Source organism: Streptomyces sp. NPDC030814 (assembly GCF_055572155.1).
The window spans coordinates 110,455-129,169 of the sequence record NZ_JBVIDX010000006.1 but is presented as its reverse complement, the minus strand read 5'-3'; the positions used below and the strand labels follow the sequence as shown (position 1 = coordinate 129,169).

Here is an 18,715-nt window from a genome sequence, read left to right as displayed (position 1 = left end):
CGACGTGTCCTCGGGGGAGGCACGCGCTGTCTCTGGGGGATCGGGGGATCGCGAATGGCGGGGGAGTCGCCGGAGCAGGGTCAGGAAAGGATCATCAACGGCCGCTATCGCCTGCTGCGCACGCTGGGCGCGGGCGGCATGGGCCGGGTCTGGCTCGCGTACGACGAGGAACTGGCCTGCGAGGTCTCGATGAAAGAGATCTCCCTGCCCGATGTCCCGATGGACGCGAGCGAGCCCGCGCAGCGCATCGCCCGGGCCCGCAGCGAGGCCCGCCACGCCGCGCGCCTGCGGGGCCACCCTCATGTGGCGACGGTCCACGACGTGGTGCTGCACGAGGGCCTGCCCTGGATCGTCATGGAGTACGTGCCGGACGCGGTCGACCTGCAGGCCGTCGTCCGGCAACGGGGGCCGCTCGCCCCCGAGCAGGTCGCCCGGATCGGGCTCGCCGTCCTCGACGCGCTCACCGCCGGACACCGGATCGGCATCCTCCACCGCGATGTGAAACCGGCCAACATCCTGCTGGCCGCCGACGCCTCCGGCGACCCCTACGCGCGCGTGCTGCTCACCGACTACGGCATCGCGCTCCAGCCGGAGTCCCGCGAGCCCCGTCTCACCGCCACCGCCGGCATCCTCGGCACCCCGGGGTATCTGGCGCCCGAGCGGGCGCGCGGTGAGCCGCCGACGCCCGCCGCGGACATGTTCTCCCTCGGAGCCACGCTGTACGCGGCGGTCGAGGGCCGCGGCCCCTTCGACCGGCACGGCGAGTACGCGACGCTCACGGCCCTGCTCGGCGAGGAGCCCGCACCGCCCGCCCGCGCCGGTGAACTGGCCCCCGTGCTCCACGGATTGCTCATCAAGGACCCGGTACGGCGGCTGTCGCCGGAGGCGGTGGCACGCGGTCTGGAGCGGGTCGCCGGTGCGGGCAGCCCGTCGTCCCCGGCCGGCTGGGGAGCCGCCCCCTCGCCGGCACCGGAGGGCTTCGGCCCCGCCCCCGCCGCCGGCGGACTCGCGCCCCCCGGCGCGCCGCACGGCTACCCGGCCACCGCGCCGCCCGGTCATGTGGCCGCCGCACAGGGCCCCGGCACGCCGAACACCCCCGGCGCGCCCCACACGCCGTACACCCCTCACACCCCGGGCGCCGCCCCATACGCACGCCACACCCCCGGCGCCCCGCCGACACCGAGCACACCGCACACTCCGGCGGGCGGTCCGCCCACTCCGGGCGCCGGCCCGAACACCCCGGCCGGCCCGTCGCCGTACGGCCCCTGGCAGCAGGCGCAGCCCCGCGGCCCGTACGACGGCCACAACCCGTACGGGACTGACCGCCCCACGTCCTACGGCAGGGTGGCGGGCAGTCAGCACCCCTCCCAGGGCGGCCTCCCCGCCAACCCGGCCACACCGTACGCGGGCGCGGCGGGCGGTCAGGCCCCTTCGTACGGCGGCACCTTGGGCCATCAGCCGCCGTCGTACGCGGCCAACCGGTCCACGCCCTACGCCGGCGGTCCCACCCCGCCGGGCAACGCCGGGTTCCCGACCGTCACAGCCGTCGCTCCCCGGCCCGGCGCGCCCCGGCGCAAGGTGCCCCCGGCCGCGCTCGTCGCGATCGTCGTGGCCGTGCTGCTGGTGGCGGGCGGCGGCACCTGGGCCGTGGTCAATGTGCTGGACGACGACTCGGGGGGAGACCTGGACTCCCCGTCCGACACCGTGGTCGCGAAGTACCCCTACGGCGAGAAGGCGGCCCTCACACAGCCGCTCCAGGTGGGGGACTGCGTCAAGGCGGTGTGGACGGGGACGGCCTTCAAGTCGCTGCCCGACCTCGGCGTGGTGGACTGCGACGAGGACTGGCCGGACGGCCAGGTCGTGGCGATCGAGACGGCGTCCGACCACGACGACGCCCGGGCCAACGGCGAGCAGCGCTGCGCCAACCAGGCCGACCCGATGGCCGAGGCCCTCCCCGACGCCGGGGTCTACGCGCTCGTGCCGACGGAGGAGGGCTTCACCGCGGCCAAGGGCGGCACGGCATGTCTCGTGCTCGGCAGGCACGTCCCGATCGGCGGCGAGGTGGGCCGGCTCCGTGACGCGGGCATGAACCTGTGGCCCACGCAGATGGCCGTCGGTGACTGCTGGGACTACACGGTCAGGGACGACAAGGGATACGACGCACCGCTGACCGACTGTGCCCAGGCGCACACCGACCAGGTCGTCGGATCCGTGCAGGCCCCGGACAGCATGACCTTCCAGGGCGCCCTCGACGAAGGCGGCAAGCTCTGCACCAACAGGTTCGAGTCGAGTTGGGCGCCCGGCGCCGACCTGATCGTGTCGGGCTGGGTCTCCGACAAGGACGAGTGGGAGAAGGGCTTCAACAAGGTGGTGTGCACGGTGCGCAACGCCGACATATCCCGGACGACCGGGAAGATACCCACGCCCGGCTCCGTCTGAGGCATCGGACGCCTCGCGTTCACCTCGGGTTCGCGTGTCCGCTTCCCGTACGTGCCAGCCTCCCGTCCCTGGGTGTCGAGGGGTGGGAGAGCGGGACATGGAGACCGGATCGGCGATCTTCGCGGGAGTGGTGTTCGCCCTGTTCGGGAGCGGGCTGCTGCTGTGGACCAGCGTCCGGCTGCGACAGGGCCTGCCGGTCGCGCACGGGGTGCGCCCTGTGATGTCGGCAACCCTCGCGAGCGTCGCCGCGGTCGCCATGCTCGTGCTCGGCGCGTGGTGCTTCACGCAGATCTGAGCGGGCTCCGGGCGCCGGGACGGCGAGCGGGCAGGGTAACGGGCAGGTGACCCTCCGCATCGGTCCGGAAAGGCGGTGCACACGCCGGGCGGCAGGAATGGCGGTAGTCGGGTTACCGTTCGAGTGGCCGTTGCGGGCTTTTCCCGTTTGACACGGGGGCGGGATGTACCGTCACACTCCGCAGCGTCAGCATGACCCGATCCCCGGGCTCATGGCCGAGCCTCCTGTGAGGCACCGGCCTCCGGGGGTGCCCGACCCCGGACACAAGGCGACCCCGGGGAGATCCCAGCGTCGACCGGAGAGAAGAGCGAAGTTGTCCCCGACCAGCGAGACCGCGAAGGGCGGCCGCCGACTCGTCATCGTCGAGTCGCCTGCCAAGGCGAAGACGATCAAGGGCTATCTCGGCCCCGGCTACATCGTCGAGGCGAGCGTCGGGCACATCCGCGACCTTCCCAACGGGGCCGCGGAGGTACCCGAGAAGTACACCGGCGAGGTCCGGCGCCTCGGCGTGGACGTCGAGCACGACTTCGCGCCCGTCTATGTGGTCAACGCGGACAAGAAGGCCCAGGTCAAGAAGCTCAAGGACCTGCTGAAGGACTCCGACGAGCTCTACCTCGCCACCGATGAGGACCGCGAGGGCGAGGCCATCGCCTGGCACCTCCAGGAGGTCCTCAAGCCCAAGGTCCCGGTCAAGCGGATGGTCTTCCACGAGATCACCAAGGCCGCGATCCAGGCCGCCGTCGCCAATCCCCGCCAGCTCAACCAGAAGCTGGTCGACGCCCAGGAGACCCGCCGCATCCTCGACCGTCTCTACGGCTACGAAGTCTCGCCGGTCCTGTGGAAGAAGGTCATGCCCCGGCTGTCGGCGGGCCGTGTCCAGTCCGTGGCGACACGGCTCGTCGTGGAGCGGGAGCGTGAGCGGATCGCCTTCCGCTCGGCCGAGTACTGGGACCTGACCGGCACCTTCTCCACCGGCCGCGCCGGCGACCCGTCCGACCCGTCGTCCCTGGTGGCCCGCCTGCAGTCCGTCGACGGCCGCCGGGTCGCCCAGGGCCGTGACTTCGACTCGCTCGGGCAGCTCAAGGGCGCGGGCGTCCTGCACCTGGACGAGGCGAACGCCCGCGCGCTGGCCGCCGCCCTGGAGAACACCCGCTTCTCCGTCCGCTCCGTAGAGTCCAAGCCGTACCGCCGCTCGCCGTACGCCCCGTTCCGTACGACGACGCTCCAGCAGGAGGCCTCGCGCAAGCTGGGCTTCGGCGCGAAGGCGACCATGCAGATCGCCCAGAAGCTGTACGAGAACGGCTTCATCACGTACATGCGTACGGACTCCACGACGCTCAGCGACACCGCGATCGCCGCCGCGCGCGCCCAGGTCACGCAGCTGTACGGCGCCGACTACCTGCCGTCCGCGCCGCGGACGTACGCCGGGAAGGTCAAGAACGCGCAGGAGGCGCACGAGGCGATCCGGCCCTCGGGCGATCGTTTCCGTACGCCCGCCGAGACGGGTCTGACCGGTGACCAGTTCAAGCTGTACGAGCTGATCTGGAAGCGGACCGTCGCCTCCCAGATGAAGGACGCGACGGGCAACTCCGTCACGGTCAAGATCGGCGGCACCGCCTCCGACGGCCGGGACGCCGAGTTCAGCGCCTCCGGCAAGACGATCACCTTCCACGGCTTCCTCAAGGCCTACGTCGAGGGCGCCGACGACCCGAACGCCGAGCTGGACGACCGCGAGCGCCGGCTGCCGCAGGTCAGCCAGGGCGACGCACTGGCCGCCGAGGAGATCACGGTCGACGGGCACGCCACCAAGCCGCCCGCCCGCTACACCGAGGCCTCGCTGGTCAAGGAGCTCGAAGAGCGCGAGATCGGCCGCCCGTCGACGTACGCGTCGATCATCGGCACGATCCTCGACCGGGGCTATGTGTTCAAGAAGGGCACGGCGCTCGTGCCGTCCTTCCTGTCCTTCGCCGTGGTCAACCTCCTGGAGAAGCACTTCGGGCGGCTCGTCGACTACGACTTCACGGCGAAGATGGAGGACGACCTCGACCGCATCGCGCGCGGCGAGGCCCAGTCCGTGCCGTGGCTGAAGCGGTTCTACTTCGGCGAGAGCACCGGGGACAACGGCACGGCCGCCGAAGCCGGCAACGGCGACGGCGACCACCTCGGCGGGCTGAAGGAACTCGTCACCGACCTGGGCGCCATCGACGCGCGCGAGGTCTCCTCGTTCCCCGTCGGCAACGGCATCGTGCTCCGCGTCGGACGCTACGGCCCCTACATCGAGCGCGGCGAGAAGGACAGCGAGGGCCACCAGCGTGCCGACATCCCCGAGGACCTGGCGCCCGACGAGCTGAACGTCGAGCTGGCGGAGGAGCTGCTGGCGAAGCCGAGCGGCGACTTCGAGCTGGGCACCGACCCGGCGACCGGCCACCAGATCGTCGCCAAGGACGGCCGCTACGGGCCGTACGTCACGGAGATCCTCCCCGAGGGCACACCGAAGACGGGCAAGAACGCGGTCAAGCCGCGGACGGCCTCGCTCTTCAAGACGATGTCCCTGGACACCGTGACGCTCGACGACGCCCTGAAGCTGATGTCCCTCCCCCGCATCGTCGGCACGGACGCCGAGGGCCAGGAGATCACCGCGCAGAACGGGCGGTACGGGCCGTACCTGAAGAAGGGCACGGACTCGCGCTCCCTCCAGTCCGAGGACCAGCTCTTCACGATCACGCTGGAAGAGGCGCTGGAGATCTACTCCCAGCCCAAGCAGCGGGGCCGGGCCGCCGCCAAGCCGCCGCTGAAGGAGCTGGGCGCGGACCCCGTCAGCGGGAAGCCGGTCGTGGTGAAGGACGGCCGCTTCGGGCCGTACGTCACCGACGGCGAGACCAACGCGACGCTGCGGTCCGGGGACAGCGTGGAGACGATCACGCCCGAGCGCGGGTTCGAGCTGCTCGCGGAGAAGCGGGCGAAGGGGCCGGCCAAGAAGACGGCGAAGAAGGCCCCCGCGAAGAAGACGACCGCCACGAAGACGGCCGCCGCGAAGAAGGCGGCGCCGGTGAAGAAGACGGCCGCGAAGAAGACGGCCACAACCAAGACGGCCGCGGCGAAGAAGGCCGCGACCGCGAAGACGGCGGCTGCGAAGAAGTCCGCCGCGTCGTCGGAGGGCTGAGAGGCGTCGAGAGGCGTCGGGCGTCCGGCTGAAGGCCGTCGGGCGCCCGACGGTTCGTGAGCGCGCCCAACAGGTCGGGAGTTCGGGGACGGTGCGCGGGTGCGGGAGCGGCGGGGCTGGTCGCGCAGTTCCCCGCGCCCCCGGGGCGGCTGGCGATCAGCTTGGCTGGAATCTTCACCTTGGCTTTTCTGAACCTGCGCTTTTTACACGACTTGGTGGCGACGTGTGCGTGCGTTCGGGCGTAGGCCCGGGGTGTCGGTGGGTGCCGATAGGCTGAAAGCATGATGCGAGGCGAGCAGCCGACTGCCCTGACTCCGGCCCCCGACGACGCCCTGGCAGCCGACTCCAGGGAGCGCGCGGTACGGGCGCTCTTGCGCCGACCTCAACTCAAACGGTTGTGGAGCGCACAGCTCGTGGGCGGCGTGGGCGATGTCCTCGCCCTGTTCGTGCTCGTCCTCCTGGCCTTCCAGACGGCGATCGCCGAGGGGGCCTTCGGGGGCGGGTACCGGGGTGTCGCGCTGACCGTCGCGGTCGTCTTCGGCACGCGCGTCCTCGCGACACTGCTCTTCGGCGCCGTACTCCTCGGGCCGCTCACCTCACTGACCTCGCAGGACGGCCCGCTCGACCGACGGTGGACCATGGTCGGCGCGGACGGACTGCGCGTCCTGCTGCTGATCGTGGCGCCCCTGTGGATCGACTGGACGCCGGACAACGCGCTCGCGGTGCTGCTGGTGACCGTCTTCGTGGTCGGCGTCGCCGAGCGGTTCTGGACGGTCTGCCGGGAGAGCGCGGCGCCCGCGCTGCTGCCCGCGCCACCGCTGGAGGGTGCGACCGTACGCCCGCTGCCGGACCACATGGACGCGCTGCGGCGCCTGTCCCTGCGTACCGGATTCGTGGCGGTGCCCCTCGCGGCGGCCACGCTCGTCGTCGTGGCACTGCTCAACAACCTGCTGGGCGCCGGCCTCGACTGGTTCGACCAGCACCAGGCGGCGCTCGCCTCGTACGTCGCCGCCGGGCTCTTCGCCGCGTCACTGTCGGTGGTGACCTTCCTCGAACTGCCCAAGACACGCACCCCCCGCGCGCGCTCCCCGCTGGAGGGGCTGCGCCGGCCCAGGACCGGCACGGGTGTCGACAAGGGCCGTACGGGTGCGATCCCGATCCTGGTGCCCGCGTGCGCGGCCGTCGCCGGTGCGGTCGCCGCCGCTGTCGCCGTCGCCGTGCTGCACGCCAAGGACCTGGGCGGCGGGCCGGTGCTGTACGGGCTGCTGGTCGTCGGGCTCACCGGCGGGGTCGGCCTCGGGATCCGCCGGGCTCCGTCCCTGCTGCCGTCGCTGTCGCGCCGTCGGCTGCTCGCCCTGGCCATCGCCTTCACCGGTGTCGCGCTGCTCGCCGCCGGGCTCGTGCCGGATGTGACGAGCGTCGTACTGATCTTCGTGCTGGCGGGTGTCGCCGCGGGCATCGCCGCGAACACCGGGCACACGTTGCTCGACCAGGAAGCCGAGGAGTTCCGGCGGGCCCGGACCACCGAGCACCTCCACGCCGTCGTACGGGTCTTCGTGGCGCTGGCCGCGATCGTCGCGCCGCTGATCGCCGCCGCCATCGGACCGCACCGGCTGGAGAACGGCAAGTTCGTGTTCGCGCACGGCGGCGCGGCGTTCACTCTGATGCTGGTCGGAGCGCTGCTGCTGCCGGTCGCCGCGCTCGTGCTGGCCAAGGTCGACGACCGGTCCGGGGTGCCGCTGCGGCACGACCTGCGGGACGCCCTGCTCGGCGGGGACGACCCCGACCAGGCGCCCGCCGAGTCCGGTTTCTTCATCGCCCTGGAGGGCGGTGACGGCGCCGGCAAGTCCACCCAGGTCGAGGCGCTCGCCGAGTGGATCCGGGCCAAGGGGCACGAGGTCGTCGTGACCAGGGAGCCCGGCGCCACCCCCGTGGGGAAGCGGCTGCGGTCGATCCTGCTGGACGTGTCGAGCGCCGGGCTGTCGCACCGGGCCGAGGCGCTGCTCTACGCGGCGGACCGCGCGGAACACGTGGACACGGTGGTGCGGCCGGCACTGGAGCGGGGTGCCGTCGTCATCTCGGACCGGTACATCGATTCCTCCGTGGCGTATCAGGGAGCCGGGCGGGATCTCTCGCCGACCGAGATCGCTCGCATCTCACGCTGGGCCACGAACGGGCTCGTGCCTCATCTGACGGTGCTGCTGGATGTCTCGCCCGAGGCGGCGAGGGAGCGGTTCACCGAGGCGCCGGACCGGCTGGAGTCCGAGCCTGCCGAGTTCCACGAGCGCGTACGGGCCGGATTCCTGACGCTGGCCGCCGCCGACGCCGGGCGCTATCTGGTCGTCGACGGCGCGCAGGACGCGGAGGCCGTCACCACCGTCATCCGGCACCGCCTCGATGTGATGCTCCCGCTGTCCGAGGCCGAGGTGAAGGCGCAGGAGGAGGCGCGGCGCAAGGCCGAGGAGGAGGCCCGCAAGAGGGCCGAGGAAGAGGCCGCGCGCAAGGCCGAGGAAGAGCGGCTGGAGCGGGAGCGTCAGGAGGAGCTCGCACGGCTGCGCGCCGAGGAGGAGGAGCGCAAGCGGCGCGAGCTGGAGGAGGCGCAGCGGCGCGAGGCCGAACGGCAGGCGGAGGAGGCCCGGCGACGGGCCGAGGAAGCGCGTCGCCGAGCCGAGGAGGAGCAGGCGCGGCTCCTCGCGGAGGAGAAGGCCCGGGCCGAGGAGGAAGAGCGGCGCCGGATCGAGGAGGAACGTCGGCGTCAGCAGGCCGCGGAGGAGCAGCGGCTGCGGGCGGAGGCGGAGGCGCGCCGGCTGGAGAAGCAGCGCAAGGCCGAGGAGGCGTTGCTGCGCGCCGAGGAGGCGCGGCGGGTTGCCGCGGAGCGGGCCGCTGCCGCAGAGGCCGAACGGGTTGCCGAAGCCGCGCGGGCGGCTGCGGCGGCCGCTGAGACGGAGCGGGCCGCGGCGGCGGCGCGGGCGGCGGCGGCCGCTCAGGCGGCCGAGGCGGAGCGGGAGGCCTCGGAGGGGGCTGCTGTCGCGGATCGCTCGGACCGTGGGGGTGCGTCCGGCGGCGGGACCGCGTCGGACAGTGGGGCTGGTGATTCGGGCGGCCGGGCTGGTGCGGGTCGTGGAGCCGCTGCGGCCGGTCCGGCTGACGCCACCGTGCCTACGCCCGTGGTGACGCCTACGAACGCTTCCGGGGGGCCCTGGGACGAGACGGCTGTGCTGCCGCCGGTTCGGCCGGAGGGAGCGGCTGACTCGGAGACCACGGCGAAGCTGCCCTGGCCTCCGGCGCCGGAGGGACCTGAGTCCGGGGCGGAGGCGCGCGCTGAGGACGAGACCGCTGTGCTGCCGCCGGTCCGGGAGGATCGGGTGCCGCCGGGGTTCTTCCGGGACGAGCGGCCCTCGCCCGACGGGACCGAGGACCGCACACGGGAGCTCCCACAGGTCGACGAGGAGGGCACTCCTCGGCGTCGGCAGCGGTCGGACTGGGCCGAGGAGACGCCGCTGGACGATCTGCCGACCCTGGCCGACGAACTGCTGGGACCGCACGCTTCGGACGATCCGGACGAGGGGCGTGGCCGTGGATGGGGGCGCCGGCGGGGCTGAGCCGGTCCGCCGGGAAGGACGGGATGGATGGGTCTTTCCTGACGTTCTCCGCGCCGCGGACGGCGGTGGCTCGACGCACCGGCACGGCCCGTTCCTGCGGAGGGGATGGCTCCTTCCGTGCGGATGGGGGCACGGCTTACCCCACCCGGGCATGCCGTAACTCTGCCGTTTCGGCGCTGTCAGTGGGGTCGCGCAGAATGGGGCGGAGAGGGTTCGTGGGACGGAGGGTGGTGGGGGCATGACCGTGTGGGACGACCTGGTGGGGCAGGAGCGGCTGAGTGGGCAGCTGGACGCGGCCGCCAGGGACGCGGATGCCATCGTCACGGCCGCCGAGACCGGAGGGCCGCTGCCCGAGGCCTCGAAGATGACGCATGCGTGGCTGTTCACGGGGCCGCCCGGAGCGGGGCGGAACACGGCGGCGCGGGCCTTCGCGGCGGCGTTGCAGTGTGTGAGCCCGGACCGGGCGCTCGGCGGCAGCCCGGGGTGCGGGTTCTGTGACGGGTGTCATACCGCGCTGGTGGGGACCCACGCCGACGTGACGACCGTGGCGGCCGTGGGTACGCAGATCCTCGCCGAGGACATGCGGGACACGGTGCGCAAGTCGTTCACGTCGCCGGCGAACGGCCGGTGGCAGGTCATCCTCGTCGAGGACGCCGAGCGGCTGAACGAGAAGTCGGCGAACGCGGTGCTGAAAGCCGTGGAGGAGCCCGCACCGCGGACGGTCTGGCTGTTGTGCGCCCCGTCGCTCGAGGACGTGCTGCCGACCATCCGCTCGCGATGCCGGCACGTCGGACTGCTCACGCCGTCGGTGGACGCCGTGGCGGACATGCTCGTACGGCGTGAGGGCATCGAGCCGGAGGCGGCCGCGGTCGCGGCCCGGGCCACCCAGGGGCACATCGAGCGGGCGCGGCGGCTGGCCACCGATCCGCGGGCGCGGGAGCGGCGGGCCGCCGTACTGAAGCTGCCGTTGCGGATCGAGGACATCGGCGGATGCTTCAAGGCCGCGCAGGAGCTGGTGGACGCTGCCTCCGAGGAGTCCAGGCAACTGGCGGAAGAGGTCGACACCAAGGAGACCGAGGAGCTGAAGGCGGCGCTCGGGGCGGTGCAGGGCGGGCGTATGCCGCGCGGTACGGCCGGGGTGATGAAGGAACTGGAGGACAAGCAGAAGCGGCGCCGTACCAGGGCCCAGCGGGACAGCCTGGATCTGGCGCTGACCGAGCTCACCGGCTTCTACCGGGACGTCCTGGCCCTCCAGCTGGGGTCGCGGGTCGCGCTCGCCAACGTCGAGGTCCAGGACGTTCTGGAGCGGATGGCCCGGAGCGGGCCGCCGGAGGCGACCCTGCGGCGTATCGACGCGATCGCGGCCTGCCGGGAGGCACTGGACCGGAATGTGGCCCCCCTGCTGGCGGTGGAGGCCATGACCATGGCTCTGCGGGCCGGGTGACGGGGAGCGGCGGTCACACGCCTGCGGGCGTTCGGGCGCGTGCAGGCATAAGGGCTGACGGCGATGGGTGTGCCGACGAGTGCGGGCGTCGGGGCTGACGCCTGCGGGCGTTCGGGCGAGTGCCGACGGGCGTTCGGTTGACCGGGTCACTCGTATGAGGAGCATGCGTCGCCGTACGTGACCATCCGGTCGCCTGTGGTTACGCTCGCGAGATGCGAACCAGGCGTACTTCCCGGCCGAATCGGTCCCTGCGTGCCGGCGGCGCGTTCCTCGCGGCCGCCGCGCTGCTCGTGTCGGCCTGTTCCTCCGGTGGTGCGAGCCGAGCGGCCGCGGTGGGCGACGGGGCGCCGGCGGTCGGCCCGCTGCCGCGCACGACGCCCTCGGCACTCGCGCCGTACTACGAGCAGAAGCTGCGCTGGCGCAGTTGCGACCTGCCCGGCTACCAGTGCGCCACGATGAAGGCGCCCCTGGACTACGAGAAGCCGGGCGAGGGTGACATCAGGCTGGCGGTCTCGCGCAAGAAGGCCACCGGCCCGGGGGAGCGGCTCGGTTCGCTGCTGGTCAACCCGGGCGGCCCGGGCGGCTCGGCCGTCGGCTACCTCCAGGGATACGCGGGCGTCGCCTACCCGGCGCAGATCCGCGCCCGGTACGACCTGGTCGCCGTCGACCCGCGGGGCGTGGCCGGCAGCGAGGCGGTCGAGTGCCTCACCGGCCGGGAGATGGACGCGTACACGCAGACGGACCTCACGCCGGACGACCGGGCGGAGAAGGGCGCGCTGGTCGCCGCGTACAAACGGTTCGCGGAGGGATGCGGGGCGCGGGCGCCGCAGCTGCTGCGGCATGTGTCCACGGTCGAGGCGGCCCGCGACATGGATGTCCTGCGGGCCGTACTGGGGGACCAGAAGCTGACGTACGTCGGCGCCTCGTACGGGACGTTCCTCGGCGCGACGTACGCCGGGCTGTTCCCCGGGCGGGTCGGACGGCTGGTGCTGGACGGGGCGCTGGACCCGTCGCTGAGCGCGGACCGGCTGAACCAGGAGCAGACGGCGGGCTTCGAAACGGCGTTCCGGGCCTTCGCCGAGGACTGCGCACGCCAGCAGGACTGTCCGCTGGGACGCACGCCGGCACAGGTCGGCCAGAACCTGAGCGCCCTCTTCAAGCGCTTGGACGCGCGGCCCCTCCCCACCGGTGGGGAGGGCGGCCGGAAACTGGGCGAATCCCTCGCCACAACGGGGGCGATCGCGGCGATGTACGACGATGGCACGTGGCCGCGGCTCCGCGAAGCCCTCACGCAGGCCCTCCGGGACGAGAACGGCGCCGGACTGCTGGCCCTCTCGGACGGCTACTTCGAGCGGGAGGCCGACGGCCGCTACTCCAACCTGATGTACGCCAACGCGGCCGTGAACTGCCTCGACCTGCCCGCGGCCTACTCCACGCCGGAGGAGGTGGAGCGCGCGCTGCCCGCCTTCGAGAAGGCGTCCCCCGTCTTCGGCAGGGCCCTCGCCTGGGCCTCCCTGAACTGTGCGTACTGGCCGGTGAAGCCGACGGGCGGACCGCACCGTATCGAGGCGAAGGGCGCCGCCCCGATCGTGGTGGTCGGCACCACCCGTGACCCCGCCACGCCCTACCCCTGGGCCCAGGCCCTCGCCTCCCAGCTCTCCTCCGCCCGCCTCCTCACCTACGACGGCGACGGGCACACCGCGTACGGGCGGGGCAGCGGCTGCGTCGACTCCGCGATCAACGCGTACCTGCTGCGCGGCACGCCTCCCGCCGACGGAACGCGCTGCTCACCGTCCTGACCCGGCCCCGCGTCGCCGGGCTGCGAGGGTGCTCCGGACCCTGGTTCGGAGCACTCCGGAAACTGTGTAGACTTACCGACGTTGCTGATCGCACCATGGTGCGGACGGCGCGCCGCCTTAGCTCAGATGGCCAGAGCAACGCACTCGTAATGCGTAGGTCTCGGGTTCGAATCCCGAAGGCGGCTCCGAGGGAAACCGCAGGTCAAGTCCATGACCTGCGGTTTTTTCGTGCTGGTCAGTCGGGTCGTCCATCGGTCGATTACTCATGATCCGCTGCGAGATGGCTGATCGAGCAGGGCGAGCAACGGAAGTCCCCCTCTGAGCCGGCGTTCGCTCCGTGGGCGGGGCATGCGACTCGTTCCGTCGGCCAGGGCCTGTCCCGGCGGGCCATGGCTGACGGCATGCTCGGCGCCGCCCCGGGCCGGTTGCCGCACGCGTGGTGCGGGGGGACGCCGCGCGGCTGACGGCCGGGGCGGACGCCCGTCGTCATGAACATCGACCGCCAACGGACGGGGTCCGCGCTACGGCCCGCAGCCACCGCACGATCTTCGGGAGTCCGCACAACCCCCGTCGATCAAGCGGTGGCCGCTCCGTTCCTGCCCGCCCGGCGCAGGATCGCGAAGCCGGACCGGAGTATCAGCAGGCGGAGTTCGACTGAGTCAACAGCCCGAGTCGCCAGGGCAGGCTGTTGTAGTCGGTGCTGGAGTCGGGGTCTCTGCCTTGGTAGAGGTACTTCATCCCGCAGGGGCTGATGGTCAGGGTCTCGTCGTACCCGGCGCGGATCATCTCCCCGTGGCTGATGTCCTTGGTCCACGCGCCCGCGGGGAAGGTGACGTTGCCGGCCCCGGCGAACGGGTTGCTCTCACTGGCCGCCAGCGCGGTCCATGAGCCGTCGAGGCTGCCCGACGTCCAGGATCGGAAGTAGCGTCGGCCGTCCGATCCGATCGCCTCCACGAGCAGCAGGTACTGGTTCTTGCCCTGGACCTTGTAGATGTTGCCGGCCTCGAAGAGGTTGTTGCGGTTGGCGTCCTGCGCGGCGATGACGGTGTTGGTCATCCCGCCCGGGAACTGCGACAGCGTGGTCTGCGACCGGTACAGGTGTCCGTTGTCGTCGGAGGAGAACAGGTAGCAGTTCGCCGCATCGCAGATCACCCACATGTCCACCCAGTACCCGTTGCCGATGTTCTGCGAAATGATCGTCGGCATGGAGGAGTAGAAGCCCTTCGGGGCGCTCCACCCGTTCGGGTCGCTGATATCCGCATTGGTCGAGTAGGACGCGTTGTCGCCGGTCTGGTACACCAGGTACCACAGCTTCTGTGGTGCGAAGTAGAACACCTGCGGCGCGGCCCGGTACCCCTTGCCGATCGGCGATTGGTCCAGGTAGTGCTGGGTGGCTGAACCCGCCTGCGACCAGTCGGTGAAGCTCAGGTACACCATGCTGTACCCGGACGAGTCGGCCACGCTGGCGAACACGTGGTACTTGCCGCCGTAGTACACCACCGACGGGTCCTTGATCCCGGCGATGTTGTGGCTCGCATCCGACTTCGGTGCGATCAGTGCCCCACTGGAACTCCATTGGAACGTCGACGGCAGGGAGCCGGTGGCGGACGGGGAGGGGGACGTGGTGGTCCCGTCGGCCGTTGGGCGGAGTCGGCGGGTCTTCGTGCGCGGTTGATCAGTCGACGGTGAGCTGGTGGACGGGCCTGCGGACGGGCCGGCGGACGAGCCTGTGCCGGCGCCCAGGGCGCTGATCACGGCGTCGTAGGCCGGCTTCGGGTTGCCGCCGTTGTCGAACAGCAGCGGGGTCTCCGCGCTCCGCCACGAGTCGCTGTCGCGGATGCCCCACACGGTGATGCCGGTGCACCGCGACACGTTCAGGCATGCCTTGACGGTGTCGGCGTACGCGGTCGGCGGGGCGGTGGCGATGTCCAGCTCGGTGATCTGCACGTCCACGCCCAGCGCCGCGAAGTTCGCCAGCGTGGTGCCGAAGCCGGCCGGCGGCCCGCTCGTGCCGAAGTGGCTCTGGAGCCCGACACAGTCGATGGGTACGCCACGGGACTTGAAGTCGCGGACCATCGCGTACACGCCCTGAGTCTTGGCGTCGGTCCAGTTCTCGATGTTGTAGTCGTTGTAGCACAGCTTGGCCGCCGGGTCGGCCGCCCGGGCGGTGCGGAACGCCTCCTCGATGAACCCGTCGCCCAGCACCTTCTGGAACACCGAGCTGCGGTGCTGGGTGGATCCGTCGGCGAACGCCTCGTTGACCACGTCCCAGGAGTGGATCTTGCCCTTGAAGTGGGCCATCGTGGTGGTGATGTGGTTGTTCATCACGCTGCGCAGCGTGGCAGCGTCGGTGATGCCGCCGACCCAGGTGGGCAACTGGGAGTGCCACACCAGAGTGTGCCCGCGCAGCTGCTGCCCGTGGGAGGTCGCGTGGCTGACGATCTGGTCGGCCGGACCGAAGTTGAACGATCCCCGGGAGGGTTCCGTGGTGTCCCACTTCATCTCGTTCTCCGGGGTGATCATGTTGAATTCCCGGTCCAAGATCGTGGAGTACGCCGAGTCACCGAGCCTTCCGGCTGCCACGGCGGTGCCGAAGTACCGGCCCGAGGGGACCGCCTGCGTGCCCAGGGTGGCGGCTCCGGCGGAACTGGGCAGGAGCGTCACGGCACCGGCCACCGCCGTCGCGGCCGACAGTCCTATCGCCATTGCCCGGCGACGCCGGCCGAGCCGGTGCAGGCCCTTCATGATTCTCCTCGATGGTCGCAGGTCACCCTGGGTGCCGTGATCGTGCGCGCATCGGCCGGTACGGCCTGATCCGTCCCGGATTGGGTGCCGTGCAGGACGTGGGGGCGTTCCTGCGTACCGGTCGCCCGGGTTTCGTAGGTGTGTCGCGTCATTGGAGCGGCTTTCTTCGGGGGATCGGGGATACGTCAACGGGGAAAGTGGGGGCCTGCCGCGCCGGCACGCCATGGTGAGCGGCGGGAAGGGCGTCCCATGAAGTGGAGGCATCTGAACGCGCGGCCTCGTAACAAAAAAAGTCGCGCCGTCCGGACGATTGCTCAGTGATGCATCTCGCAGGCAGAAAGCGTTACGCCGAGCCCCGCAGTCTGGTCGTCCACGGGAGAAAGGGCATGCCAGCCGTCAGGCCGTCCTCGGCGAGGCAGACGTAGATGAATGCGGATCGAAGCTGGATTCGGCGCCGCGCTCGGCTCACTGCCGGGTTGAGAACGGCGTGGCGCAGGACCGTCAGCTGTCACTGCGCGACCGGTCCGCGACGTTCAAGGAGCGGTTCTCAAGCCCGGGCCCTGCGCACGATGAAGGACGCCTGGCCGGCGAAGGCTTTCGTACCGTCGAAGCCATCCAGCCAGATGCCGCCGTCGCGGTGGCGGATGACCGATCCGGGATAGTTGTGCGCATGCAGGGTCACGGACCCGGCGACCACCCCCGGGCTCGGACAGAACGTGGCGTCTTCCCGGAACAGTTCGCTGCCGTCGTTGGGACTCAGCTGCAGCCGCAGGTCACGATGGCGCAGATAGCGGCCGTCGGCGGCACGGAAGGTGACGCACCGTTTCTCGGCCAGCCCCCGGACGACCATGAAGGTGGCCCGCTCGCGGGCGTGCGTGTTCTGGGACGCGGAGACCCGGCCGAGCGTCGCGAAGTCGCCGGCATACGTGACGTACAGGGCGGGCTCGTCCACGGACTGCAGTGACTGTGCGCCCAGCGGAACAGCGCCCGCGACGGCGGACGGACTCACCGGTGACGGTCCGGCCGACGTGGTGCGCGGCGGGGTCGGCGTGGGTTCGCCGACCGTGGGAGCGGCGACGGCGCCGGGCGTCCGATGTGCCGGCTCGGGCCAGGCCGTGTAGGTGGCGGTCCCGGCGATGACCACCGCGCCCGTGGCGAGCCCCACCAGCGGGTGAGCGGTCAGCACGGAGAGTTTGCCGATCAGCGAGCTGTGCAGACTGCCGGCACCCGTCGCCTTGACGACGGCGACGGGTGCCGCGGCCAGTCCGGCGGCGCTCGCGCTCGCGGCCGTACCCGACAGCAGGCCCTTGGCGGCCAGTGCGGCGATGAGCCCGGCCGGGACGGTCAGCGGCGCGAGGCTGAGGAGCAGTCGTTCGGCCGGAACCCGTTCTGTCGTCATCGCCGTGCAGTCCGGGCAGTCGCGGGTGTGCCGCGCGATCCGCTTGCGCCACACCGATGTACGGAGGCCGTCCCAGCCGACGACGGTCTCGTCCAACTGCGGACAGCGCGGGTCGGCCTCCAGTGCGGCGACGATCGTCCGGCTCAGTTCCAACTGCTCGCGCATGCGTTGCAGGCGCACTCCGACGTGGGCGACCGTGAGCCCCGTTGCGGCGGCGATGTCGTCACGGCTCAGCGAGCCGGCGCATTCCTGCCACCACAGCGACAGCAGCACCCGATGGTCGGGGTCGAGCCACCGGCCGGCTTCGGCGACCTGACGGCGCTCGTCCGAGACGTGCAGACGCAGGATCGTCATGTCCTCGTGTGCGGCGGCGTCCGGTATCCGGTGTGCCTCGTCGAGGACCGTGGTGCGGTCGGCGAAGGTGCGTTGCCGTTGCCAGTGGGTATTGATCTGGCGGAGCGTGATCGACACCAGCCAGGACCGGAAGCTCTCCGGGGCACGCAGGGCAGGCAGGTCGCGCACCACGCGCAGCAGCGTTTCCTGGACGACGTCGTCGACGTCGGCATGTCCACTCAACGCTCGCCCGACGATGTTGTAGAGCAACGGCAGGTACGAGGCGATCAGCTCCTCGCGCGCCTGATCGTCACCGGCCTGCGCCGCGACGACCAGCCCAGCGTGGTCCGCATCCATGAGCCTCATTCCCACCTCCCTCAGGGGGAGCGACCCGCCGAGTACGGCGCACCCTAGCGGCGGCAAAACGTATGCGGCCAGAGCCTGTGTCCTCGGTCACTGGACCGGCCTGCGCCGACTTGGGTGCCTGACCGCCGAAGACCCGCTCACCGGAGGCGTCGACCGCCTGGAGTCCACCGGTCGGACCGGTGCCGACGAGGTCGTGGCCACGGACGCCGAGACCGGCAGGACGACTGCGGACATGGTCACCGCCGAGATCAAGGGCCACGGGCGTCAAGCAGTGGGTACGGACACGGCGGCAGCGGTGCACCGGGCCATGACGGGGAAGCCCCCGGCGCCCGGGGAACTGCCGCCGCCCAGCCCGCCCGGCGGCCGTCGGACATGGCGCGTAGGTTCGACCGGCCGAGTTGCCGGCCGCCCTCGCCCCTACCCTCCCCGATCCGGAAGCGGGCCTGGAGGGCCACCTCGCCCCGTGGCTGGCAGCTTTCGCCCGGGAGGGACTGCGAGCGCACGCGGCAGCCGGTTCCTTCCCTTCCGAGTTCCGATGTATCACCGTGAACATCTCCGGACCGGGGATCAGCCGCGCACGCGAACCGTTCGAACTCGACCCCATGACGTGCGTGGGGGAGGGAGACAGGTTCCTGGAATGGAGTGAGGAGACCGGATGACACCGGCGCTCTGCTTGAAGCGGAGGTTTTCCTTGCGGCTATCGCTGCCCTCGCGCGACGATGATGCTGTCTCGGCGACGCCGACAGGAGGGTCTGTGGGAGGCCGACAACCCAGGTGCCCCGGCTCCTTGCCACCCGTGGTGCCCTTCCCGGTGGCCAGCCGGTGGCCAGCCGGTGGCCGGACGCCTTTGGACGACGTCGTACGAGGTAGCGCAGACCGGTCAGTCGCACATGCTCTGATCAGGCTCAACGGCACTCAGCAGCATGATCAGGCACCACGCGACACGATCGCTCACGGTCTCGTAATGCCTAGGTCCCGGGTTCGAATCCCGAAGGCGGCTCCATTCCGTTTTCGGCGGCGTTGCCGTGCCGGTGCTGTCGCCGCATCGCCCTGTGTGCGGGCAAGTGCGGGAAGAGACTGACGAAGCTCTTCCATGTGTGGCTCTTCAACAAGGAGAACCGTCCCGGACC

At 71.5% G+C, this 18,715-nt stretch carries 8 protein-coding genes and 1 tRNA gene; 7 read left to right on the top strand and 2 right to left on the bottom strand.

Going from position 1 to position 18,715, the window contains the following annotated elements; all coding sequences use genetic code 11:
• Positions 1–54 precede the first annotated feature (54 nt).
• From ACZ43N_RS15360 to ACZ43N_RS15330, 7 genes are all read left to right on the top strand, one after another.
• Positions 55–2,439 (top strand): serine/threonine-protein kinase, encoded by a 2,385-nt coding sequence (locus ACZ43N_RS15360; protein WP_468097845.1) that lies wholly within the window; start codon positions 55–57, stop codon positions 2,437–2,439.
• A gap of 97 nt (positions 2,440–2,536) precedes the next feature.
• Positions 2,537–2,734 (top strand): hypothetical protein, encoded by a 198-nt coding sequence (locus ACZ43N_RS15355; protein ID WP_468097844.1) that lies wholly within the window; start codon positions 2,537–2,539, stop codon positions 2,732–2,734.
• A gap of 313 nt (positions 2,735–3,047) precedes the next feature.
• The gene (gene topA, locus ACZ43N_RS15350; RefSeq protein WP_468097843.1) at positions 3,048–5,897 is read left to right on the top strand and encodes a type I DNA topoisomerase; all 2,850 of its coding nucleotides are present in this window, start codon (positions 3,048–3,050) and stop codon (positions 5,895–5,897) included.
• Positions 5,898–6,178: 281 nt separating this feature from the next.
• Complete coding sequence (gene tmk / locus ACZ43N_RS15345) at positions 6,179–9,499, top strand: dTMP kinase (RefSeq protein ID WP_468097841.1); 3,321 nt, start codon at positions 6,179–6,181, stop codon at positions 9,497–9,499.
• A gap of 238 nt (positions 9,500–9,737) precedes the next feature.
• Positions 9,738–10,943: a DNA polymerase III subunit delta' gene (locus ACZ43N_RS15340; RefSeq protein WP_468097840.1), complete on the top strand. Its 1,206-nt coding sequence runs from the start codon at positions 9,738–9,740 to the stop codon at positions 10,941–10,943.
• 212 nt (positions 10,944–11,155) lie between these two features.
• Positions 11,156–12,742: an alpha/beta hydrolase gene (locus ACZ43N_RS15335; RefSeq protein WP_468097839.1), complete on the top strand. Its 1,587-nt coding sequence runs from the start codon at positions 11,156–11,158 to the stop codon at positions 12,740–12,742.
• 111 nt (positions 12,743–12,853) lie between these two features.
• Positions 12,854–12,927, top strand: a tRNA-Thr gene (locus ACZ43N_RS15330).
• 451 nt (positions 12,928–13,378) lie between these two features.
• On the opposite strand, the gene ACZ43N_RS15325 is transcribed toward ACZ43N_RS15330, so the two are convergent.
• On the bottom strand, positions 13,379–15,487 hold the full coding sequence (locus ACZ43N_RS15325; protein ID WP_468097838.1) for a glycoside hydrolase: 2,109 nt from the start codon (positions 15,485–15,487) through the stop codon (positions 13,379–13,381).
• Between the two features lie 547 nt (positions 15,488–16,034).
• Positions 16,035–17,585 carry a sigma-70 family RNA polymerase sigma factor gene (locus tag ACZ43N_RS15320; protein ID WP_468097836.1) on the bottom strand — a complete coding sequence of 517 codons (1,551 nt, stop codon included), beginning with the start codon at positions 17,583–17,585 and terminating at the stop codon, positions 16,035–16,037.
• Between the last annotated feature and the right edge of the window lie 1,130 nt (positions 17,586–18,715).

What these genes read in the sequence shown, in the direction of transcription:
- ACZ43N_RS15360 (WP_468097845.1), top strand. Translation starts at nt 55, where the DNA reads ATGGCGGGGGAGTCGCCGGAGCAGGGTCAGGAAAGGATCATCAACGGC.
- ACZ43N_RS15355 (WP_468097844.1), top strand. Translation starts at nt 2,537, where the DNA reads ATGGAGACCGGATCGGCGATCTTCGCGGGAGTGGTGTTCGCCCTGTTC.
- tmk (WP_468097841.1), top strand. Translation starts at nt 6,179, where the DNA reads ATGATGCGAGGCGAGCAGCCGACTGCCCTGACTCCGGCCCCCGACGAC.
- ACZ43N_RS15340 (WP_468097840.1), top strand. Translation starts at nt 9,738, where the DNA reads ATGACCGTGTGGGACGACCTGGTGGGGCAGGAGCGGCTGAGTGGGCAG.
- ACZ43N_RS15335 (WP_468097839.1), top strand. Translation starts at nt 11,156, where the DNA reads ATGCGAACCAGGCGTACTTCCCGGCCGAATCGGTCCCTGCGTGCCGGC.
- ACZ43N_RS15325 (WP_468097838.1), bottom strand. Translation starts at nt 15,487, where the DNA reads ATGAAGGGCCTGCACCGGCTCGGCCGGCGTCGCCGGGCAATGGCGATA.
- ACZ43N_RS15320 (WP_468097836.1), bottom strand. Translation starts at nt 17,585, where the DNA reads ATGAGGCTCATGGATGCGGACCACGCTGGGCTGGTCGTCGCGGCGCAG.